Annotated in this window: 23 protein-coding genes; 6 read left to right on the top strand and 17 right to left on the bottom strand. The window is 66.5% G+C overall.

The annotated features are described in order from the left end of the window. Nucleotides 1–317: 317 nt before the first annotated feature. The 4 genes from AC5P5S_RS11335 to AC5P5S_RS11320 are packed head-to-tail and all read right to left on the bottom strand — an operon-like array spanning nucleotide 318 to nucleotide 4,239. Nucleotides 318–758 (bottom strand): DUF2894 domain-containing protein, encoded by a 441-nt coding sequence (locus AC5P5S_RS11335; RefSeq protein WP_395760172.1) that lies wholly within the window; start codon nucleotides 756–758, stop codon nucleotides 318–320. Beyond that, nucleotides 676–1,314 (bottom strand): OmpA family protein, encoded by a 639-nt coding sequence (locus tag AC5P5S_RS11330; protein WP_006449800.1) that lies wholly within the window; start codon nucleotides 1,312–1,314, stop codon nucleotides 676–678. Before AC5P5S_RS11330 ends, AC5P5S_RS11335 begins: the two co-directional genes overlap by 83 nt. Further along, complete coding sequence (locus AC5P5S_RS11325) at nucleotides 1,311–3,575, bottom strand: DUF802 domain-containing protein (RefSeq protein ID WP_049452515.1); 2,265 nt, start codon at nucleotides 3,573–3,575, stop codon at nucleotides 1,311–1,313. Before AC5P5S_RS11325 ends, AC5P5S_RS11330 begins: the two co-directional genes overlap by 4 nt. Before the next feature lie 10 nt (nucleotides 3,576–3,585). Then, a complete protein-coding gene (locus tag AC5P5S_RS11320) occupies nucleotides 3,586–4,239 on the bottom strand; it encodes a DUF3348 family protein (protein WP_049452514.1) in 654 nt (217 codons plus the stop codon). A 145-nt stretch (nucleotides 4,240–4,384) separates the two neighbouring features. Between AC5P5S_RS11320 and AC5P5S_RS11315 the strand changes: the two genes are divergently transcribed. Next, nucleotides 4,385–5,305, top strand: a complete 921-nt coding sequence (locus AC5P5S_RS11315; RefSeq protein ID WP_062606573.1) for a M14 family metallopeptidase — start codon at nucleotides 4,385–4,387, stop codon at nucleotides 5,303–5,305. On the opposite strand, the gene eptA is transcribed toward AC5P5S_RS11315, so the two are convergent. From eptA to AC5P5S_RS11265, 10 genes are all read right to left on the bottom strand, one after another. Next, entirely contained in the window at nucleotides 5,209–7,020 is a 1,812-nt protein-coding gene (gene eptA, locus AC5P5S_RS11310; RefSeq protein WP_062606571.1) for a phosphoethanolamine transferase EptA, read from the bottom strand. The genes AC5P5S_RS11315 and eptA overlap by 97 nt on opposite strands. 73 nt (nucleotides 7,021–7,093) lie before the next feature. After that, nucleotides 7,094–7,480: a diacylglycerol kinase gene (locus AC5P5S_RS11305; protein ID WP_012480499.1), complete on the bottom strand. Its 387-nt coding sequence runs from the start codon at nucleotides 7,478–7,480 to the stop codon at nucleotides 7,094–7,096. A gap of 59 nt (nucleotides 7,481–7,539) precedes the next feature. Continuing rightward, a complete protein-coding gene (locus AC5P5S_RS11300) occupies nucleotides 7,540–8,772 on the bottom strand; it encodes a sensor histidine kinase (RefSeq protein ID WP_062606569.1) in 1,233 nt (410 codons plus the stop codon). Continuing rightward, nucleotides 8,769–9,443, bottom strand: a complete 675-nt coding sequence (locus AC5P5S_RS11295; protein ID WP_032962486.1) for a response regulator transcription factor — start codon at nucleotides 9,441–9,443, stop codon at nucleotides 8,769–8,771. Before AC5P5S_RS11295 ends, AC5P5S_RS11300 begins: the two co-directional genes overlap by 4 nt. Before the next feature lie 103 nt (nucleotides 9,444–9,546). After that, the gene (locus tag AC5P5S_RS11290; protein ID WP_062606568.1) at nucleotides 9,547–10,080 is read right to left on the bottom strand and encodes a Cif family virulence factor; all 534 of its coding nucleotides are present in this window, start codon (nucleotides 10,078–10,080) and stop codon (nucleotides 9,547–9,549) included. A gap of 68 nt (nucleotides 10,081–10,148) precedes the next feature. Further along, complete coding sequence (locus AC5P5S_RS11285) at nucleotides 10,149–10,496, bottom strand: RcnB family protein (RefSeq protein WP_062606565.1); 348 nt, start codon at nucleotides 10,494–10,496, stop codon at nucleotides 10,149–10,151. 134 nt (nucleotides 10,497–10,630) lie between these two features. Beyond that, nucleotides 10,631–12,067, bottom strand: a complete 1,437-nt coding sequence (locus AC5P5S_RS11280; protein ID WP_087802700.1) for an efflux transporter outer membrane subunit — start codon at nucleotides 12,065–12,067, stop codon at nucleotides 10,631–10,633. After that, nucleotides 12,064–12,948, bottom strand: coding sequence for an HlyD family secretion protein (locus tag AC5P5S_RS11275; protein ID WP_062606561.1), 885 nt, complete (start codon nucleotides 12,946–12,948; stop codon nucleotides 12,064–12,066). Before AC5P5S_RS11275 ends, AC5P5S_RS11280 begins: the two co-directional genes overlap by 4 nt. 1 nt (nucleotide 12,949) lies before the next feature. After that, nucleotides 12,950–13,159 (bottom strand): DUF1656 domain-containing protein, encoded by a 210-nt coding sequence (locus tag AC5P5S_RS11270; protein ID WP_062606559.1) that lies wholly within the window; start codon nucleotides 13,157–13,159, stop codon nucleotides 12,950–12,952. A gap of 4 nt (nucleotides 13,160–13,163) precedes the next feature. Then, on the bottom strand, nucleotides 13,164–15,125 hold the full coding sequence (locus AC5P5S_RS11265) for an FUSC family protein (RefSeq protein ID WP_231098217.1): 1,962 nt from the start codon (nucleotides 15,123–15,125) through the stop codon (nucleotides 13,164–13,166). 79 nt (nucleotides 15,126–15,204) lie between these two features. Here AC5P5S_RS11265 and AC5P5S_RS11260 point away from each other — a divergent pair, with 79 nt between their 5' ends. Continuing rightward, complete coding sequence (locus tag AC5P5S_RS11260) at nucleotides 15,205–15,999, top strand: AraC family transcriptional regulator (RefSeq protein ID WP_062606557.1); 795 nt, start codon at nucleotides 15,205–15,207, stop codon at nucleotides 15,997–15,999. Between the two features lie 34 nt (nucleotides 16,000–16,033). Here AC5P5S_RS11260 and AC5P5S_RS11255 read toward each other — a convergent pair whose 3' ends face one another. Beyond that, nucleotides 16,034–16,855 carry an alpha/beta fold hydrolase gene (locus tag AC5P5S_RS11255; RefSeq protein ID WP_062606555.1) on the bottom strand — a complete coding sequence of 274 codons (822 nt, stop codon included), beginning with the start codon at nucleotides 16,853–16,855 and terminating at the stop codon, nucleotides 16,034–16,036. Between the two features lie 1,124 nt (nucleotides 16,856–17,979). On the opposite strand from AC5P5S_RS11255, the gene AC5P5S_RS11250 reads away from it, so the two are divergent. Both AC5P5S_RS11250 and AC5P5S_RS11245 read left to right on the top strand, forming a co-directional pair. Next, nucleotides 17,980–18,369, top strand: a complete 390-nt coding sequence (locus AC5P5S_RS11250; RefSeq protein ID WP_062606554.1) for a hypothetical protein — start codon at nucleotides 17,980–17,982, stop codon at nucleotides 18,367–18,369. Between the two features lie 10 nt (nucleotides 18,370–18,379). Next, a complete protein-coding gene (locus AC5P5S_RS11245) occupies nucleotides 18,380–18,715 on the top strand; it encodes a DUF6984 family protein (RefSeq protein WP_049403413.1) in 336 nt (111 codons plus the stop codon). Nucleotides 18,716–18,760: 45 nt separating this feature from the next. Here the strand turns inward: AC5P5S_RS11245 and AC5P5S_RS11240 are convergent, their stop codons facing one another. Then, nucleotides 18,761–19,135: a hypothetical protein gene (locus AC5P5S_RS11240; RefSeq protein WP_044570359.1), complete on the bottom strand. Its 375-nt coding sequence runs from the start codon at nucleotides 19,133–19,135 to the stop codon at nucleotides 18,761–18,763. A gap of 572 nt (nucleotides 19,136–19,707) precedes the next feature. Here AC5P5S_RS11240 and AC5P5S_RS11235 point away from each other — a divergent pair. After that, the gene (locus AC5P5S_RS11235) at nucleotides 19,708–20,037 is read left to right on the top strand and encodes a hypothetical protein (protein ID WP_005416862.1); all 330 of its coding nucleotides are present in this window, start codon (nucleotides 19,708–19,710) and stop codon (nucleotides 20,035–20,037) included. On the opposite strand, the gene AC5P5S_RS11230 is transcribed toward AC5P5S_RS11235, so the two are convergent. Next, complete coding sequence (locus AC5P5S_RS11230; RefSeq protein ID WP_012480480.1) at nucleotides 20,031–20,435, bottom strand: hypothetical protein; 405 nt, start codon at nucleotides 20,433–20,435, stop codon at nucleotides 20,031–20,033. The two genes, AC5P5S_RS11235 and AC5P5S_RS11230, sit on opposite strands and share 7 nt — an antisense overlap. Before the next feature lie 194 nt (nucleotides 20,436–20,629). Between AC5P5S_RS11230 and moaA the strand changes: the two genes are divergently transcribed. Next, complete coding sequence (gene moaA / locus AC5P5S_RS11225) at nucleotides 20,630–21,610, top strand: GTP 3',8-cyclase MoaA (RefSeq protein WP_062606552.1); 981 nt, start codon at nucleotides 20,630–20,632, stop codon at nucleotides 21,608–21,610. Nucleotide 21,611 lies beyond the last annotated feature (1 nt).

Raw genomic sequence — 21,611 nt, 5'->3', positions numbered from 1 at the left:
GTAGTGCCGGCCGCTGGCCGGCAACCCCATGACCCACGCGGAGATGCATAGCTGCCGGCCAGCGGCCGGCACTACCAGTCGATGTTCAGCACGGCCATTCGCTGTTCAGCGCCGCTTGCGCGCGCCTCGGCGATGGTCGGTCTGGTTGTGATGCCGGCCACCGGCCGGCACTACCACAGCAAAGCCGAAGCGCAGCGCAGATTGCGTTCCGGCGCACAGAGCACCCTCGGTGGTAGTGCCGGCCGCTGGCCGGCAACCCCATGACCCGCGCGAAGATGCATAGCTGCCGGCCAGCGGCCGGCACTACCAATTGGTGTTCAGCGCGGCTTGCGTGTCCGCTTCGGCTTCGCGGTATCTGCACCGCTGGCGGCACCGTCCTGCAGCGCCTGCAGCCACGACAACGTATCCACATAGTCGATGAAGTGCCGCAGGTAGCCGGGGCTGGTGGCCTGCATCGTGTCCAGCATGCGCTGCACCAGCACCGCCGAGTTCAGCGGGCCGCCGTCGGCAGGGGCCTCGGTGCGCAGTGAGCGGCGCACCTGCAGTTCGCTGCGCAGCTCCGACCACTCGCGCTGCACCTGCTGCAGCATCGGCACCTGCGGGTAATGCGGCAGCGAGCGCGACCCCGCATCGAGGTCGCGCACCAGTGCGCGCAGGCCTTCGAGCGCTGGCGGCTTACTTGGCATCCGGCGCCTTGGGCTTGGGAATCGGCGCGATTTCCACGCGACGGTTACGTGCGCGGCCGTCTTCGCTTGCATTGGAACTGACCGGCTGCTCGCTGCCGAATGCGGCGGCGAACACGGCGTCGGCCGGTACGCCATCGGCGATGAGCGTACGCGTCACGGTCAGCGAGCGCTGCGCGGACAGCTCCCAGTTGTCGGCGAAACGCCGATTGCCTTCGCGCACCGGTGCGTCATCGGTGAAGCCGCTGACCATCAGGATCTCTTCGCGGCTGCCCAGATAGGCGGCCAGCGGTGCGGCCAGGCTGCGCAGCAGCTCCTGGCCTTCCGGCTGCAGCTGGTCGGAGTTCAGCGCGAACAACACGCTGCCGCTGATGCCGATGCGGCCGTCGACCAGGGTCACGCGACCGGCGGCCAGCGGGCCAGCCAGTGCCTGCTCCAGTGTCTGCAGGCGCTTGGCTTCGGCCTGGCGCTGCTTCACTTCCTGGTCCAGCCGCTGCGACAGCTCCAGCTGCACCGCGACCACACCGACCAGTATCAGCACGAACGCGCCCAGCAGCACCGACATCAGGTCGCCGAAGGCGGCCCAGATCGGGGCGTGCGAACCGCCGTCGACCTCCAACTCGTCGCTCATGCGCTACCGGCCTTGCCGCGGCGCGTGGCCAGCTGCTGCAGTTCTTCCATCACCTGCTTCTGCGACAGCAGGCTGAGGTCGACCACCTCGCGCGCCTGCGCCACGTAGTAGGCCAGCTGCTCATCGCTGCGGGCCAGCGAGGCATCCAGTGCGCCGCCGATCTGTTCCAGGCGGCCGGACAGCTCGGTGGAGGCGCTGCCGAACTGCGCGACCGCTTCGCCGAAGCTGCTGGCCAGCTGTCCGACGTCGCCCGCGCTGCCGTGGAGCGCTGCGGCAATGCCATCCAGCTTGCCGGTCTCGGCGGCGATATGGTCGGTGAAGCGGTTGCCGACGCGTTCCAGCAGCTCGGCCGAGCCACCGACCAGTGCGTCCACAGCGGTGCGCTGTTCGTGCGAGGCGTGGTTGATCGCATCCAGCAGGGTCTGCACGGTGGCCAGCAGGCGTCCGCGTTCCTCCAGCATCGCGTTGTCACGCACCAGGCTCTCGGACAGCGTACTGCGCAGCTCGTTGATGACGTCGGCAGCGGCCTTGGGCGCGGCGGCGGCGGTCTGCAGCAGGGTGGACACTTCGGCCAGCGTGGCGCTGGCCTGTGCGCGACCGTTCTCGCCGATCTGCTGTGCGGTCTCCGCCAGCGTGTCGCAGACGCGCTGCTGCTGCGAGGCCAGGCGTTCGCCATTGGCCTGCAGGCGCTCGGCCAGCTCGGTGGAAACGTGCTGCAGAGCATCGCTCCAGCGCTGCAGGCGCTGTTCGTCGCCGGCCTGCAGCTGCGCCTGCAGGGCGGCGTGGGCCTGCTGCAACTCGGCGCTGACCGCGTCCCAGCGCGCCTGGCGTTGCTGCTCGCGGCTGTCCAGGCTGGCCTGCAGTTCGGCGTGCGCGGTGGCAGCGGCGGCCTGCGCGGCCTGCCAATCCTGCAAACGCTGCTGTTCGTGGTCCTGCAGCAGCGACTGGCTGGCGCTGTGCTGCTGCTCCAGTGCCTGCAGCAGCGCCTGCGCACGCGCGTCCAGATGCTCGCTGGCGGCGATCAACGCCTGCTGCTGGCGCTCGACCAGCGCGCTGTTCAGGGCCTGCTGCTGTTCGGCGGCAGCACGCAAGGCCTCCGCATTGTCCTGTGCATCGGCCTGCAGGCGCTCGCCGATACGTGTGACCAGCGCTTCGGCATGCGTGGCCTGTCCATCGCTGAAGGCCTGCAGGTGCTGGCGCAGGTCGCTCACCAGTGCCTGCTGTGCCTGGGTCTGTTCACTCACCACCTTGGCCCAGCTGGCCTCGGTGGCGACGCGACTGCGTTCGAAGCCGTCGCTCAGGCCGGCCAGCTGCTGCTGCACGGCCTGCTCGACGCGGGCATGCAGTGCTTCGCCGTGATGGGCCAGGCCAGCCAGGGTGGTCTCGGCCATCGGCTGCAGCGCGCCACCGATGGCGGCGGCGCTGGCTTCAGCCCCTTCGCGCAGCGACTGCTGCAGCGAGACCGCCAGGCGTTCCTGCAGTGCCTGGCTCTGGGTCAGGAACTCGGCCTGGCCGGCCAGCAGGCGCTCATTGGCGGCCGCACTGTGCTGTTCAAAGGTGCTGGTCATCGCCTGCAGGCGGTCGACCAGCGCCGGCAGCGCCGCGGACTGTGCCTGCAGGAGGCGCAGCGACTCGGCGCGCTGCCAGGCCTGCGAGTACGGATGCAGGTCGCCGGAAATGGCGCGATCCAGCTGCTGCACGGCCTGCAGGCGGTCACGACGCAGCAGCGCCGCCAGCAGGCCGAGCATGGCCGAGCTGGCCACACCGGCGATCGAGGTGCCGAATGCCACCGCCAGGCCCTGCACCGGCGAGGCCAGCGAGCCGCGGATCGCGGCCATGTCGGTCGCGCTCTGCAGGGCCAGTCCGGTGCCACGCAGCGTGTCCATCATGCCCAGCAGGGTGCCGAGCATGCCCAGCAGCACCAGCAGGCCGACCAGGTAAGGGGTCAGCACCGGAGCGGGCAGGGCAGTGCGCTCGCCCTCCACCCGCAGGCGCACGGCATTGCGCAGGCCTGCGGGCACGCGCTCCAGCCAGGGAGTGAGGCTCTCCTTCGCGCTGGACAGGTCGTTCAGTGCACTGCGCAGGCCGTTGCTGGCCTGGCGGTAGCGGTACAGCTCCACGCCACCGGCGATGTAGCAGGCCGCGATGATCGCCGCCACCGCTGCACCCAGCGGATGCACCGAAACATAGCCAATGCCGATCCAGCACACGGCCAGCAGGCCGACAAGGAAAACAACGACATGGAAAGCAGTTCTGGACATGGTGTTCCGGTCAGTGGGAGCGCAGGGCGTCTTGCAGCCCTTCGATCGGGTGGAAGCGCAGCTGCAGCTCGGCGAGCAGCAGGGTGCGCATGTCATGGCGGAAGGCCGCGCGCCAACCGGGCTGGCCGTGCACGCGTTCAAAACGGGCGCCGAGCACGGCCGGCGCAGTGGCCAGCAGGCTGTGCTCGCGCGGGGTGAGGGTCTGTTCCATCACCGCATCGACCTCGGCCAGCCGCGCCAGCTCGGGCGAAACCTGCACCAGCTGGTCGCGCAGGCGGCCGCGCAGGCGCCCGGCGGCGGTCTGGATGGCCTGCTGCAGTACCCGGTAACGCTGGCGCAGCGAGGCGAAGTTGGGTGCAGCGGCGGCTTCGGCCAGGTCCAGCAGGCGCTCGGCTTCGGCATCCTCACGTATAGAGGCCAGCAGGCTGGCGTGCGCCTGCGCGCAGTCGGCCAGCACATCCTCGACCGCCTCGGTGGCCTCACCCGGCTCGGGCAGGCGTCCGCCGAGCGCCCCGGACAGGGCCACGGCACGGCTCCAGTCCACCCACTGGCCGAGGCGATCGGTCAGGGCGGGACTGCTGGCCGGCATCGCGCCGTCGCTGAGACGGGCGAGCAGGCGGAGGAACTCCGGTCCACCCAGGACCGGCTGCGCTGCGTTCGCCATCAAGGGGTGAGGGGCCAAAAACCGTTGATTTTACAACCAGATGACCCGGCCTGGATGAAGGCGGGGCCGGGGGAGGGGACCCGCAGGCGCGACAAGGCTTAGAATGACCGGCTGCACCCATCCCGTTCGACCCCCGGAGTACCCAATGACCGTTGCGCAGTTCTACCCGATCGGCACCCCCGGACAGCCCTGGGGCGACGCGGAACGCGCACAGTGGCGGGCTCGCCAGCAGCGCCAGCGCAGCTACCACGATGACGTGGTGGCCGCGCTCGAGCGCCTGGACGACAGCTTCGATGTGATCCAGTACGGCCAGCTGGACTATGCGCCGGACCATTACCCGCTGTTCGCCGTGGTCAACCACGACTGGAACCCGGCGCTGCCGACCGCACTGATCACCGGTGGCGTGCATGGCTACGAGACCAGCGGCGTGCATGGCGCCCTGCAGTTCCTGGAACAGCAGGCTGAGCGTTACCTGGGCCGGCTGAACCTGATCGTGGCGCCGTGCGTCAGCCCGTGGGGCTACGAGCGCATCCAGCGCTGGAACCCGGATGCCATCGACCCCAACCGCAGCTTCCGTGACGGCGGCCAGATCGAAGAAGCCGCCGCGCTGATGCGCTGGGTGGCCGAGCGCAGGCCGAACCTGCTGGTGCACCTGGACCTGCACGAGACCACCGACAGCGACCTGCACGAGTTCGACCCGGCCCGCTGCGCCCGCGATGGCAAGCCGTTCGAGCGCGACACCATTCCGGATGGCTTCTACGTGATCGGCAACAGCGAAGATCCGCAGGCCGAGTTCCAGAAGGCATTGATCACCGCCGTGGCCCCGGTCACCCATATCGCCCCGGCCGATGCCGAAGGCAACCTGGTCGGCCTGCCGCTGCAGTCGCCGGGCGTGGTCTGGGGTGAATCGCGTTCGATCGGCGCCTGCGCCGGCTTCACCGACGCGCGCTTTGCCACCACCACCGAGGTCTACCCGGACAGCCCGCGCACCAACCCGCAGGAATGCAACGACGCCCAGGTGGCGGCGGTGTGTGCGGGCCTGGATTTCGCCCTGGCGGCGCAGTAGCGCGCCACGTTCCGGGCAGCGACCGGCATCAGCCGGCGCCTTTCTTTCGCCGGTGAGGTGGCCACAGCCGGCGAAGCCGACGCGCGGCAACCTGCAAACACATCCAGATCGTGCTGGTACACCCCGCTGTTGACCGCGAACAGGCCCAGCAGCGAGTGGAAGAGGTTGTCGTGGCTGTGCGCCCGGTGCAGGGCATTCTGGTGCAGGCAGGCCAGGTCCAGGCCTGCGTTGCGGCTGAATTCCGGTGAGAACCACATCACCATCGGCACCTGGGTCTGCTCGCGCGGGGCGATGAAGTAGGGCGTGCCGTGCAGGTACATCCCGCGTTCGCCCAGCGACTCGCCATGGTCGGACACATAGATCAGTGCGACATCACGCTGGTCCGCATAGCCCTGCAGCAGGTCGATGGCCTTGCCCAGCAGTTGGTCGGTGTGGACCAGGGTGTTGTCGTAGGTGTTGACCAGCGCCTCGTTGCTGCAATGCTGGATCTGGTTGCTGTCGCAGGTCGGGCTGAAGGCCCGCGACGCTGCGGGATACCGTTCAAAGTAGGTCGGCCCATGACTGCCGAGCTGATGCAGCACGATCAGGGCGTCGCCGTTGATGGCATCGATGCGTGCGCCGAGCTGGTGCAGCAGCACGTCGTCGTAGCAGGTGCCGTCGGCGTTGACGCACTGGCCGGCCACCTTCAGCGCAGGCATGTCCTCGGTCGGTACGCGTTCGCACACGCCCTTGCAGCCGCCGTTGTTGTTGTTGCGCCAGAGCACGCTTATGCCGGTGCGCTGCAGGATGTCGAGCACGTTCTCCTCGGTTGCGGCGCGCACGTCGTCGTATTGGCCTCGGGTCATCTGCGAGAACATGCACGGCACCGAGATGGCCGTGGCGGTTCCGCATGAGGAGACATCATTGAAGCTGATGACGCCTTCCTTGCGCGAGAGCCGGGGATTGGTCGCGCGTGGGTAGCCGTTGAGCTGGAAGTTCTGTGATCGCGCGGTCTCGCCGACGACCAGGATCACCAGCTTCGGGCGCGGGCCCGGTATTCGCCGTGCGTCCATGCCGATCGCGCGCAGCGGTTGCTGGCGGGTGCTGTAGAGGCTCTTCAGGTAACCGTGGGTATGCCGCACCACGTTCAACGGCAGCACCTGGTCGCGGATGTAGCGGTTGTTGCGAAGCAATGACGAATAGTCCTTGTAGAACGCAAAGCCGATCGCCAGCAGCACCATCATGGAGACCAGGACGTTGACTGGCCACACCAGCAGCGAACGTATCGAACCGGCCCCGCTGGTGGTGCGCACCAGGGCGAGCCCGGCAGCAGGTAGCACGCCCAGCGCCAGCAGGGTCAACAGTAGTGGCAGCGACAGATAGGCGTTCAGTTCGGCCTGGTTGGTCTCGAACACGTTCTGCACCATGCTGCGATCGATCAGCACGTTGTAGTGCAGCATGAAGTAGCTGCAGGCGGCGCTGACGACAACGAGCAGCACCAGCAGCGGCCTGCGCAGGAATGGCAGTGCCAGCAGTGGCGTCAGCAACAGGTTGAACAGGCAGAACAGCACCACCGGCAGGCTGGCCAGGAACAGCACGCTGCGCACGCTGTTGAGGTCGACCAGCCCCCACAGCGTCTTCCAGAGGGCGATGTTTCCAATCGTGGTGAAGAACAGTGCGACGGCCCAGACCAGAACGATCGGATGGGGCCGTGGAAAACGGCGGCATTGACGCACGAGCAGGTTCCGTGGAGCGGGAGTGCGCGCAGTATCGAAACCGCTTTATCAGGAAGTTGTCAGGTTGGGCGGACTAGCCCAGCAGGATGAGGCCCCACACAGCACCCACCATCAACAGTGCGGTGGTCTGCGCGGCGCTGCCCATATCCTTGGCGTTCTTTGACAGCGGATGCTGTTCAAGGGAGATGCGATCAACCACCGCTTCGATCGCCGAGTTGAGCAGTTCCACCAGCAGGCTGATGAAGCAGACCGCCAGCACTATCGCGCGCTCGACCGCGCTGATGTCCAGTACGAACGCTGCAATGATCAACAGCGCGTGCAGAAGCAGCAGCTGGCGAAAGGCAGCCTCGCCGCGGAAGGTGGCGACGAAGCCATCACGCGAATGGATGAGGGTGTGGAAGATGCGGCTCAGGCCGGTCTTCCCGTGCGGGTACTTGCCGCTGTCCTTGGGGTGCTGCATGCGGTTTCCGCCGTGAAGTGAGCAATCCCCAGCATGTGCACGCGTGCGTCAGGAAATCGTCAGAGGGGCCACTCCAGGCTGAACCGGCATCCCTGCTGCGATGAATGCACCGTCATCCTCCAACCCAGGTGCTCGACGATGCGCTGCACGATCGACAACCCCAGCCCCTCGCCGCTGTGCACGCTAGCGGGTACGAAGCGCTGGAACAGCTGTGGATCGATACTGGAGGGCAGGCCGGGCCCCGTGTCGGCGACGATGAGTGCGGCGTCGTGGAGGGAGATCCGGACTTCGCCGCTTTCGGTGTACTGGCAGGCGTTGCGCAGAAGGTTCCAGATCACGCTGCGCGCAAGATCCGCGTTGGTGTGCAGCACGGTGTCATGCCGGGCATCAAACGCAACGATCACCGGCTTGCCGGAAAGCCAGGGCTGGCACCGCTCCATGCAGCATTCAACCAGCGCACGCAGGGCCACCTCGTTGCGTGGCACGGTGCTGGGGGCGCGAGAGAGCAGCAGCAGGCAGGTCAGCTGGCGCTGCATCTCCTGGGTGGTGCGCAGGATGCGCTCGGCACTGGGAACCAGGTGGCTGTCGGCCGGAAGCTGGCAGGCCAGCGTCTCTGCGGCGCCTCCGATGATGGCCAGCGGCGTGCGCAGCTCGTGGCTGGCATCGCCACTGAAGCACTGCTCGCGATGCAGGAACCGTTCGAGCTCGTCGCTGTGCCGGGCGAAGGCGCGGGCGAGTACACCGATCTCGTCGCGCGCGTCCTGATAGGGAAAGGGCTTCTGGCCGTCCTGCACCGCGTCCGCCAAGCGCGTGATGGGCGCGATGACGTGCGTCGCCACCTTGCGACCGATCAGGAAGGCGCCCAGCACGCAGATCGAGATGACCAGCGCCGCAAAGGCATTGATCAGGTGCTCCAGGTAGCCATAGGGGGCAGCGTCCTGCAGCAGGTAATAACGTTGGCCGCCACTGTCGAACACACGCAGGTGCCACTCGTTGGGTGCTGCTTCGCCGTGATATCCCGGGCCATATTGGCGCAGCACGACAGGCACGTCCTGGGCATCGAACAGTGCGCTGCCAGAGGGCAGGTCGGGACGCCGACCACGGGCGAGTTCGTCCTGCAGGCGGCGTACTTCATTGTCCTGGGTCCGCGCGACGACAGCGGTCCGGACCTGATCGTAGTCCACCTGTTCGGCCAGTACGATGAAGCCCATGGCACCGGCCATCAACAGCACGAACGAGATCGTGATGCGGGTACGCAGGCTCAGGCGGCGGTAGAGGGAGGCAGGGCTCACGCCTGCATGCGCCAGCCGACGCTGTGCACCGTGGTAATCAGCGCGGTGTCGAAGCTGCGGTCCACCTGCAGGCGCAGCTCATGGATGTGGGTTCGCAGCGCGCCGCTGTCCGGTGGCTCGTCGCCCCAGACCAGGTATTCCATCTCCTGCTTGCGCACCACGGCCGGCGCCGCACGCACCAGGCACATCAGCAGCTTGTGCGACGTGGGCGTCAGCGCAATGCAGCGGCCTTGCCGCCAGGCTTGTGGCGAGCGCGTGTCTACCTGCAGGTCCTTCCACGCCAGCACGCTCTGGACCTGGCGACCCTGCGCCCGTCGTACCAGGGCCTTGATCCGCGCATCCAGTTCCGTCAGCGAGAACGGTTTGACCAGGTAGTCATCCGCGCCCAGGGCCAGGCCCTGCACGCGGTCTTCGACCGGATCGCGCGCGGTCAGCATCAGGATCGGCACCGGGTTCTGGAACTCCTGGCGCAGCTTCTGGCACAGCGTCATGCCGTCCAGCCGCGGCAGCATCAGGTCCAGCAGGATGGCGTCGTAGTCGTGCTGCGTGGCCCGGCGCAGTCCGCTGGCGCCGTCGCGGGCGTCGTCCAGTACGTAACCCAGCGGTTCAAAGAAGGCATACAGGTTGGCAACCAGCTCGGGGTTGTCTTCGATGATCAGCAGGCGGGTCATGGCATGCGTCCTTGCGCGTGGCCGAACTCTGCCCGATCGCTCGCCGAATGCCAATGCCCTTGCTGAATGGATCGCGGGTGAGGGCGCCCGCATCAAGCCCTGCTCAATCGGCCGGGCTGCGTGAATCGCGGACCGAGTAGATCACCGAGAAGATCTTCCAGCCCTGTTCGGTGCGGATCAGCTGCCACATTTCCTTGCCCCAGTTGGTCTTCACCCCATCGTCGTGGAAGCTGTAGTCAAACGAGACCGAAGCCACATCACCATCCGTCTCGATCTTCGTGTTGGAGAACTTCTCCTCCTTCGGCTTCGGCGAGGCCACCGCCCCGTCGATCAGCGCGATGAAGTTGTTTGCAGGAATCTGCCGCGCCTTGATTGCATCGGGCTTGGCCTTGCGGATGTCCTGCAGGCGCACGTCCTCGGAAACGAACTGCCAGCCGATGTCTTCTGGTTTGTCCGAGAAGAACAGGCCCATGTAGGTCGGCTTGTCCTTGTTGATCAGCGAGGTGCGGAACGCTTCGACCACCTGTTCGATCGCTTTTACATCCGCCGCTGATGGCTGCTGGCTAGCGTGGACCGGCTGGCCTGCGATGAGGCCAACAATGAGAAACGCGCTCTGGAATCCGGTGGTTCGCATCATTCATGTCGGCCGCAGTGTGGTGGGAGCGCGCCAGGGCCACGGCTACAGGGCCCCGGCGCGCTCCGCATTCAACGATGCAGCGCGTCAACAATCAAGCCGGTGGCGATCTCCACCAGCAGGTACTCGTTATCGGACTGGCGCACCCAACGCCGGTCGCGGCCCGGCTCGCGCAGGTCATAGCGCGCGTAATCGTTCACCCAGTAGCGGCGGTCCACTTCAGCCCACGGCAGGCGCTCGCCACGTCGCCAGGCCTTCTTCTGCCAGCCCGGCGGCGGCGCTTCGCGGTGGTGCGGGCCGCCTGCGTGCGGCGGCGGGCCGTTGCCTCGGGCGTGATGCGGCGGATCGGCGAAGGCGGGGGCCGCGGCCAACGCGGTGGCTGCGCTCAATGCGATGGCAAGCAAACGTGTGGTCTTCATGGGGATGCCTCCGACATGGCCGCAGCATGCGGCGCTGTGGCGGGAATATAGGGCAATCCATGTGAATGAATGCGGGTGTAGGCGATGCTTTCCTGAACAGACGGCGGGGCCTGAAGTCGTCGCCAGGCAGCGGGTCATTGGACCGCGCCCGGGGCCGAATCCGTTGCGGCCCAGCCTCCGCCCAACGACAGGAAAAGATCCATCTGCCCGTCAATGCGCTCCGCGCGCGAGGCGGCCAACGCGGACTCCGCATCTGCCAGCTCGGCCTGGGCCGAAAGCACGTCGAGAAAATCGATCCTGCCGAAGCGGTAGAGTTGCTGTGCCTGTTCGGTGGCCCGGGCTGCGTCCCGACGCGCGTGCGCCAGGCTGCGCTCGCGTTCAAGCTCCTGCGTGCAGGCAGAAAGCGCGGTCTCGGTCTGGCGCAGTGCCTGCAGCACGATGCCGTCAAAGGAAGCGAGAGCGGTCTCCGCATTGGCACCGGCCGCCGCGATGCGGGCCTTGGCCACGCGGCGGTTGGGCCAGTGCCATGACAGTATGGGGCCGATGCTCGCACCGAAGCCGTCGGCAGACAGCAGATGCGCCGGTGTGCCGGCCACGCCCGAAGAGGCGCCCAGGGTGATCTGCGGATAGAGAGCCGCCGTCTCGACACCGATCATTGCAGTCGCGGCGGCCAGGCTGCGTTCGGCTGCGCGTACGTCAGGGCGCCGCTGGAGCAGCTGCCAGCCGTCACCGATCGGCAGTGCTTGCTGCAGCTCAGGGGGCTGTGGGCACCCTTCTGCTTCCCTGGGATAGTCTGCCGGGACTTTGCCCATCAGTGCGGCCAGTTCGAACAGTGAGGCCTGCCGTTCCGCCAGCAGGTGCGGTATCGCCGCCGCGCTGCGATTGACGGCGGCACCGGCACGGCTGACATCGAAGTCCGTTCCGCGCCCGCCGGCAGCAAGGCGTCGGGTTGCCTCCAGCGTGGCGCGCTGTATCGCCAGCACCTGCCGGGTTGCAGCGAGCGTGTGATTGCTTGTGCACACCTGGAGATAGGCACGGGTGACGGCCGCAGCGACGACCACGCGGACCTGGTCGCGTGCCGCAGCAATCGCCTCCGTGTCCGCGTTGGCGGCTTCGATGCCGCGGCGGATGCCACCTGCGAGATCCAGCGGATAGGAGAGGTGGAGGCCCAGCGCGTACGACTGCGGCGCGGCCGACGCCTGGGTGTAGCCACCGGCATGGACGAGCGTGCCCGATGCATCCACGTCCCCTTGCACGGCACCGCGCGCGCGGTACTCCAGCACGGTCGCGCTGGCGCGCCGAAGGTTGGCATCGGCGGCGCGCAGGTCGGTATTGGCCGCCAGTGCTTCGCGTACGTAGGCGTCAAGCTGGGGGTCGCCATACAGTTGCCACCATCGATCCGGTGGCGCGTCGTGGCTGAACGATGCCTCCTGGCCCGAGACGAACGCCCGCGCCGCCCGTGGGGAGGCTGCGACAGCGCTCGCCGGCAGGTGATAGTCGGGGCCGGACACGCAGGCCGTCATCGGCAGCAGCAGGGCAAGCAGCCCGCCACGTACTGTCCGCACGCTCACTTGCAGGCTCCCTGCGCCGAGGGGGTGATGGTCACACTCGCAGTGCGACCTACGATCAGCCGGGTATCCGGCGGCGCATCATCGATACGGATGCGTACCGGGATGCGCTGCGCCAGCCTCACCCAGGTATAGGTCGGCGCCACGGCGGGCAGCAGGTTGTGCGTGCTTGAGCGCTGATCGTCGGCAATGCCGGCGGCGATGCTGTCAACGTGTCCGCGGACATCGCGGGTGACGCCCATCAGCCGCGCCACCGCGGCATCGCCCTCGGTGATGCAGGCCAGTTTGGTTTCCTCGAAGTAGCCCTCGATACGCAGGCTGCGGGTGTCGATCAGCGCCAGCGCCTGCGCACCGGGTTGCAGGTAGTCGCCCGCATGCAGGTCCAGGTTGGTGACGATGCCATCGGTGGTTGCGCGCACTTCGGTGCGTTGGACATTGAGCTGGGCAACGCGCTGTTCGGCCCGTGCCTGCGCCAGGGCAGCCAGCTCGGTATCGACCTTGGCGGCATTGCGTTCGCGCGTTTCCGAGGCGACCAGGTTGCCAAGTGCGTTGTCCCGTGTCGATTCGCGGCGGGCCAGCGCCAGCGTGGCGCGAGCGCTGCTGACCGCTGCGTCGGCCTTCTCAAGCGCGGCAGCGAAGCGCGGTTGATCCAGCACCAGCAGCAACTCTCCGGCGCTGACCCGCTGGTTGTCGTGCACCAGCACCTGGGTGACCAGCCCCCCCATGTCCGATGCAACGCGCACCACATCGGCGCGCACCCGTCCATCACGCGTCCACGGGCGTGTTTCGTAACGCTTCCAGATGGACAGTGCGGCGACGACAGCAATCGCGAATACAACCAGCGTAGCGCTCCAGCGCCCGATGACGGCAAGCAGGTGTTTCATTTCATTTCTCGAGCAGGGGCGAGAGCCGGATCATCAGCTCCGCCAGGATCACGAACAGGGACAGGCCCACCAAGGGCCGCGCGGCGAACAACCGGTGCAGGCCGAGGCTGGCGAGCAGGCGTGAGGTCAGCATCGACAGCACCAGCGCGGCGGCGGCCACGGCGAGCAGGCCGGGAATGAGCACGCCATCAATGGAAAGATCAGAGAGCATGTGGTCAGTGCCGATCGGTGAGCGGGGATGCCAGCAGGTCGCGGCGCAACCCGCAGAGCAGGTGCGACAGATGCCTCTGATCGGCCCCGCTGCTGGCCGCCGCTGCCTCGCGCATGCGGTCCAGCAGTTCCAGAAGATGGATGTCGACACTGCGTGCAGAGTGGGCGCGAACCCTGAAATGTGCAGCGATGCGTTCGACCAGCGCCGCATGAAGCGCCCGAACCTGCGGGTTGTGCAGCCGCTTTTCCAGCGCGCGGAGTTGGCTGGATGCACGTGCCGCACGAACGTCCGCAAACAATGCCCGCAGATCGTGTGCGGCACTGGAACGGCCCTGCAACCTGGGAGCGAGCAGCCCGATTCGATCCAGCATGCGGCTGAGCCAGGCGCGGGTCGCACCGTCTTGTCCGGCGGCGTGTCGTGCGATATCCCGACGGATGGAACCCTCCAACCGCGTGCGGTTGCGGCCCGCATCGGCGGTCTGGAACAGCTGCATGCTGCACAGTGCCACCGTCGTACCGATGAACAACGCAACGCCGTTGTTGAGTGCGCCGACGATGTTGGTCGAATTGGTCGCGCCCAGGCCGGCGATGAGCGGAAACGTCAGCACCACGCCCAGCGCAGCCATGATGAAGGGCGGCCGGGCCAGGAACGATCCGCACAGCAGCAGCACCGGCGCCAGCGCGGCCATCAGGCCGACGAAATCGGAGAGCGCGGGGAAGATCAGTAGACCGTAGAGCAGGCCGACGCCAACGCCGATCAACGACCCCACCAGATAGCGCATGACATGCGGCGCAGGCGCTTCGATCGTGCCGAACAGCACGCACGCCGTGCCGATGATGGACACCGCCGTGGCGCCGTCCGACCAGCCGGTAACGATCCACAGAACGCAGCTCAGCAGGATGCCGACGAACGCGCCCAGCGCGCTGCGCAGGGCAAGCCGATGATCCCGGTGAAGTGCCGCACCCTGCGTATGTCGCGCAAGGCGGGCAGGTACATGCCGGCGCCAGTCGGGCCGGGCAGTGTGCAGCTCCGCCTGCAGTACGCGGCAATCGGCGTGGGCAAGGTCGATCTCGGCCTGTTGCGCGACCAGGCCGGCCCGCAGCAGATCGCGCCAGTCTGTTGCATCCATCGCGCTGGCCTGTGGTGAGCGCAGCCGGGCGATGGAATCTTCCACCGCGCTGGACAGCATCAGTACGTCCAGCATCCGGTCATGCAGGGCACGCAGGATCTGCACCTGGGCGACGCCGTGGGCGCTGTCGAAGGGCAGGTGGATCGACAGCACATGCAGCTCGAGCAGGTCGGCGGCCACTTTCGAGCGGTCCGTCGCCAGTACCGTGTCCGATGCACTGGCGCGCATGTCGCGTGTCCATCGTTCCGCATCTTCCAGCACGGCAGCAACCCGTGCGTGCACGCGCATCGAAACCCGGCGCGGCAGCACCAACCCATGTACCAGCGTGGCGGCCAGGATGCCGATGGCGATTTCCTGCACCCGCGTGATGGCAATGGTGAACACCTCTCCCGGCACCATCACCGCAGGAAACCCGATCAGGCTGGTGGTATAGCCGGCCAGCAGGAACGCGTACGCACGTGGCGTGCGGTCGAGCATCGCCAGGTACAGGCACAGCGCCATCCAGGTGGCGAGCGCGGCGCTCAGCACCAAGGGCGCATTGGCGAAGCGTGGCACCAGCGCGACGGTGGCGACGGCCCCGCCCACGGTACCGAGCAGGCGGAACAGGCCGCGGCTGAGCGTTGCCCCGGAAAGAGGCTGTGATACCAGATAGACCGTGCCGATCACCCAGAACGGGCGGTTCAGGCCGATCCGCAGAGAGACATACAGCCCCAGCGACGCGGCGAGCAGGCATTTGAGCGAGAACAGCACCGCCTCCTGGTCGGTCCTGAGGGCAGGGCTTTTAAACCGCGCAAATGCCTGGAGCAGGTGGGGGCGGAGCGGGCTGGAGGAGTGCATGCGGCTCATGCTAGTGATCGGCCGCACTGGCGAATTTCGCTACAATGACAACCAATCGCTAAAACCGGTCAATGTGAGAATGGCTCGCATTTCGCTCCCCGGCTTTGACCTGGACCCGGACGAGACCGATCGCCCGGCGGTTGCCAGCCGCCTGCAGGTGGCCGAGCACGACGCGGAAATTCCGGTGCATGAGCATCGAAAGGGTCAGCTCATTCTCGCGCTGCATGGGGCGGTGACCTGCGAAGTGGCCAATGCGCTGTGGATCGTGCCGCCCCAGTGTGGCGTCTGGATTCCGGGCGGCATGCCGCACAGCAACCGCGCCACCGCCAACGCGCGCCTGTGCTACCTGTTCGTCGAGCCCGGCATCGTCGACCTGCCGGCGCAGTGCGTGACGCTGGCCATCTCGCCGATGCTGCGCGAGATGATCCTGCACCTGGCCGACGCGCCGCTGGACTATCCGCATGGCAGCCACACCGACCGGCTGGCGCGGGTGTTGCTGGACGAGCTGGTACAGATGCCGGCTGAGCATCTGTCGCTGCCGGTCAGCCATCACCCGAAGGTGCGTGCGCTGGCTGCGGCGCTGTCGGCGGATCCGGCAGACCGCAGCACCATCGGCCAGTGGGCCGTGCGCCTGGCCCTGGGCGAGCGCACGTTGACCCGGCTGATTGAGCGAGAAACGGGCTTGTCCTTCGGGCGCTGGCGACAGCAGCTGCATCTGCTCATCGCCATTCGTGAACTCGCCGGTGGTGCACCGGTACAACGCGTTTCCGAGACGCTGGGCTATGAATCGGTGACGGCCTTCATCACGATGTTCAAGAAGGCGCTTGGCCTCTCCCCGACGCGCTATTTTGCGGTGCGCCTGCGGGGGCAGTAGCAGGGAACAACCCGGAAAGCGTTGCCTGGAACGGCTACTTCAAGGTGCCGGAGACCGATTGAATCGCGGCCACCACCGCAGCAGGATCCTCGCGCTGGAGGGTATGCCCGGTCGCCAGGTAGCGATGCGTACCGCGCGTGAACCCTGAGAAGAGCAGGGCGTGCTGTGCCTTCCAGAGTGCCTTGCCCGCTGCGGTTTCTTCGAAGAACAGCGGTTCGGCAGCCAGCTGCGTTGCAGTCAGCAGCGCCACGGGCACGTCCGGCATCGTGCGCGGGGTCTCCGCACCGGGTGCATCCAGCTGTTCGGTCAACACGGCGTAGTCGGCGGCCATGGTCGGCGGCAGCATCGCCCGCAGCTGGGCATCATCTGCCTGCACGCGGGCACTGTCGGCCTGCTTGAACGCATGGCGCTGACCCATCGTGGCCGGGTCTACCAGCACCAGGCCTTGTAGGCGCTCCGGATGGCGGCGTGCAAACTCCGTGGCCAGCAGGCCGCCATAGGAATGACCCACCAGCACAACGCGGCGACCGGCTGCGAGCGTATCGATCACTGCCGTGAGGTCGGCCAGATGCGCATCGATGCGCTTGGGGTGGCCGTCGCTGCCGGACTTGCCGAGTCCTGCACGGGCGTAGGTGATGCTGTGGTAGTCGCGCCCCAGACCGGCAACCACCTCCTTCCAGGCGCCCGCGCCCTGCCCGAAACCGGATTCAAAGACCACGGTGATCGGGCCGGCCCCCGTCTCTTCGGCCTGCAGTGCGTAAGCGCCTCGATGCACCTGGATTTCCCCTGCGTGCGCGGTGCCCACTGCGGCCATCATGGCGGCCAGCGCCCACAACGTCACTCGGCTGCTTTTCATTGCCATTCCCCTGGGCCGTGACGCGTGCCAGCCCTTCCGATGGGTCAGGTCTGCAGCGGAGTGCCACAGCCTGCCGACCTCGCGACAAGTCGTGCTGGTAATGTAGTGAGGTATAACACCGATTCCCCGTGCAGGAAGTCATGGTGTATGAGGTCGCTGCGCCTGCGCTGCGGGTTCTTCCGCCCGCCTATCAACGTGGCTGACCTTGTCGGCATCTGGTGCGTCGGATCTGGCGCTGCTTTTGCCCTTTGTCGCCGGCGTTGCAGCAGTTGGAAGAAGGGACGCCGGCAATCTATTAGGTTGCATTGGCTATCGTCTGCGCTATGGTTGGAATTCAACCTGTGTACTGAGCCCTATGAAGCTGACGCGCGGATGGCTTCTTGCACTATCTGTAATGTGGCTCGCCATTTTCGCTTTGATGCTGTGGATGGGCCGAATCTGGGATGCGTGTGGTGCCTTCCTGGCTGCGACAGCCTTCGTTCTCGTTGCCTTTAGGAGAAAGCGGCATTTTGCAGATGGGTCCCCGGAGTAGCGGGCCTTCTCAACCACCTCTTTGCAAGGGGGCTTGAGATCATGACGTCATAGGTAATCGCATCGCGCTGGTCACCTCGGCAGGTACCGCCAGCTACACCATCCGGCAACTGTTGACCGTGGTGAATGCGAACGTCAGTGCGTTCAACAGGTGCATTAACAATGCGGAGAAGGGGCGAAGGTGAGGTATGCCGCAGCTGTCATTGCCGGTCTGGTTCTGGCCGGCTGTGCAACATCGGGTGGCGATATGATCGTGCGCGTCTCGGGAAGCGTGCCGCCAGGTCAGGGTGACGTTCGCGCTCTCGATTGTGAGCTGAGCATGCTCGGGGAGGGCGGAGGTGTGGTTTCGTCGAAACCGGTTGGAAGCACATTCTCGGTACCCATGATGGTCGTTGCAGGGCCGGAACCCCAGAGCTACCAATTCGCCGTTGAATGCAGGGACGGTCGGAGGTTCGCATCCAAGCCGGTACAGATCAGTAGTCGGCGGTCCTATGCTCGGGATCTCAATCTTGGGGAGCTTCAGGAGCGGGGAGAGAGAGGAAGGGGCGGATGAGGTCGCACCACCGTCGTATGAATCTGGCGGATTCCAGTAGATGAACCAAGATTTCAACTCCCTTGAATGGTGTGACGCCACGTTGCTGGCTATCAACATTGACAGAAGCAATCCTGGCGAGTCCGACGAGGTAAAGGTCCAGGTGCGCTGGCCGGACTGCCGGCAGGCAACCGTCTGCTTCTCGGAAGCGTACGGGTGCTCGGCTCTCATGAACTTCGGCGTACTGGGTGACGAGGGAATTGAGTTCGCCATGGTGGACGATGACGAGCCGGGACTCGCTGATCTTCTTGATCGTTGGAAGGCGGTCGGCTATCCGCTGTCCGGTCTGAAGTGTTTTCGTATCGAGACCAGCTCGACCGGAAGCGTCATTCTGATCTACGCCAGGACATGGCGGATCGAGAATCAGCCGATGGCGGATGCAGTGCCCTGAAGGACATTCCGTGCCCAGATTCCTCACCCCCGACGAGGTCTCCCTCATCCACAGGCTTCTGCCCGAGACGACCGAACTGTCCGAACGGTTGTTGAAGGATCTGGCACTCGCCCAGGTGGAGGACGTGGAGGTCGTCGGATTCGGGGGCGTGGTGTTCCTGTCCAGCACGACCCAGGTTTTCGGAAGCGACATTGCCACGGCCATGCTTGCCGATGCCGACGGCGTACCGGTGAGGGTCACCTTGTGCCTGGACAATCACGATCAGCTCTTCGAGCTGGAGCTGTGCAAGGTGGACTTCTCGCCGATCATCGGCGTCGATCTGAGGAGCGCTTTCAGCGAGTACTGACGCCTGCTGAAAGCGATCCAAGCTGAAGGGCGTTGCGCATCGCCTTCACCCTTCGGGCTGCAAGCGCCCCACCGCCTGCGCGCACAACGACTGGCAGGCCATGACCAACCCCTCCATCACCCGGTCGCCCACGTACTCTTCGGGTTCGCCATTCTGCCGGGTGCGTTCGGCCGCCAGCAGCATTTCCAGCACCACCCGCAACCCGCTCAACGCGCAATCGGCATCGGCCAGGGCCAGGCAGCGCCCGGGCAGCTGATGCCGCTCCGGCCACGGCTGCCCATCAGCCGCCGCACCGGAGCCGATGCGGTGGAGATTGGCAATGAAGGTGTTCCTGTCCACTGTTGGCGCAGCCTGTGGCGAACCGTCGTCGCCGGCGGTGCTGCGGTAGGCGTGCAGATGCGGGAAGTCCGATTCGTTCATGGCAAGGCTCCGTGCAGGGCAATCGGTAGCCGCCACCCATAAAAGTGGCGGGCGGTACGTGGTTCGAATCCGGGTTGGTCCCAAGCCGGTGGGCGCGAACGCCCCCACGCACCGCCCGCCATAGCCGGCAGACGGATTGCCAGCCGGCGCCACGGAATGTGGACGCCGACTGGCAAGCGCAATCACTCAGGACCAACTCGGGATTCGAAACCCGGCCACCCTTTTCCGGTGGCACGCCATCTGAGCCCGTGGCGCTGTGCAATGCCAATCAGAAGAGTTGCAAACATCACTCGATTGGAGACGCTTTCGGCATTCTCCCACGCTGTTAAGCACCGCCAGCGCTAGCTGGCGCGGCGGTCCGCCCGCACCGTGCAATCTGCGACAGGTGTCGAGGTTGGGGGGCGTTAGGGAACAAGGGGGGAGGGGCGATGACGACAGGCTCTGAAGGGAAGGGCCTGAGTCGAGCATGGCCCGCCTCTACAAGCGTCAAAGCGTGACGTGCGACTCGGGTTGACGTTCCCAGCCACCAAGCGCAGGCTTGTTCAGCACGTTTCCTAAACAGAAGGAGACTTATGACCGCGACCGCTTCGCTGCACCCCACCCCCGACACCCAGGGCCGTTCCCGCCTGTGGAGTGTGTTCTGGCTGCAGGGCGTCATTCCCAGCAACATTCTGTGGGCGGTGGCCCTCTGGGCCCTGGCCAACCAGCGCACCACGCTGCTGCTGGGGGTATTTGCCGTGCTGCTGCTTTATACCGGCTGGATCATCCCGGCGGTCTGGCGGGCGGCGCCCACCGCGCACAACCCCAACCTGGGTGTGGCGGCGCGCGGGTTGACCGTCGCCTGGGGGCTGAACACCGTGCTGGTGATCTTCTTCCTGACCCTGCAGCTGGTGGCTCAATAGAACTGAACGGGCTCGCCGCCACGGTCGAAGGCGGCGAAGCGGCCGATCTGACCGTCATGGATGGCGTTGACCATCAGCTTCAGCGGGCGCGCGGCTTCGTCGCTGTTGGGTGCGAAACCGCCTCTGCCATCCAGCGCCGCCACGAACACCAGGTCCCAGTCGATGCCGGTGGTGGTCGATTCGGTCGCCAGCGCCTGGAAGCTGGGCACCTCGGCTGGCAGCTTGTCCACGCACAGCACCGGCGACAGGGTGCCGCCCTCGCGGCGGTCATGCCGGTCGCGCTGGTCACCGGTGGGCGATTCGGGCAGCTCGGCGCGCACGAATACGAACAGCAGGCGTTGCGGTTCAGCCTGCTCGCCGGCGGCATGCAGCAGTTGCTGGAAATCGTTCATCATCATGAGGGTTGTCACACGCCCGCTGCACGGAAAGCCGCATGCTGCCACAACGCCTGCCGCGCGGGGCCGAACGCGATTGATTTAAGTCATGCCCATGGAACTGAAGGCCGCGTACTCTGGCAATCGTTCCAGCAGGCGAGGGTATCCGGGCCGTTCCGGGCACAGGCAAGACGGTGGAGCAACAAGGTGGACCAGCCATGAGCCAACTCACCGACGGTTTCGGACGCAGCTTTCCGTACCTGCGCCTGTCGTTGACCGAAGCCTGCAACTTCCGTTGCAGCTACTGCCTGCCCGACGGTTACCAGGCCGATGGCCGCCCGCGCTTCCTGCAGGTGGATGAAATCGGCCGCCTGGTGCGGGCCTTCGCGGCGCTGGGCATGAGCAAGATCCGCCTGACCGGCGGTGAGCCCAGCCTGCGCAAGGACCTGGACGAGATCATCGCCACGGTTGCGGCGGTGCCGGGCATCCGCAAGGTGGCCATCACCACCAACGGCACGTTGCTGCCGCGGCGCCTGCCGGGGTGGCACCGGGCCGGCCTGACTGCGCTGAACGTGAGCATGGACAGCCTGCAGCGCGAACGCTTCAAGACCATCACCGGGCACGACCGCCTGCCGGAGATCGAACAGGGCCTGGCCCTGGCGCAGGCGTTGGGCCTGCCGGCGATCAAGCTCAACGCGGTGCTGCTGCGTGGCCTGAACGACGACGAGCTGCCGCAGTGGATGGACTACCTGCGTGACCGCCCCTTCAGCGTGCGCTTCATCGAACTGATGCGCACCGGCGACAACGAAGCCTATTTCCAGCGCCACCACCTGCGTGCCGACGTGGTGATCGAGCAGCTGCTGGCCGCTGGCTGGCACGAGCGGCCGCGCGCGGCCGACGCCGGCCCGGCGCGCGAGTTCGGCCACCCCGACCATCGCGGCAGCATCGGCATCATTGCCCCGTATTCGCGTGACTTCTGCAAGGGCTGCAACCGCCTGCGGGTGACCGCCAAGGGCGACTTGCGGCTGTGCCTGTTCGGCGAGTTCGGCGTACCGCTGCGCCCGCTGCTGCAGCGCGATGAGGACCACGACGCGCTGCTGGCACGCATCACCACACAGCTTGGCCTGAAAGCGGCCGGGCATGGACTGCACCAGGGCCAGACCGGGCTGACCCCGCACCTGGCCTCCATCGGAGGATGAG

This window comes from Stenotrophomonas sp. YJH_SMC_54 (assembly GCF_059368435.1).
Note: the sequence above shows the minus strand (reverse complement) of the source record. Positions and strands in the feature narration are given on the sequence as shown.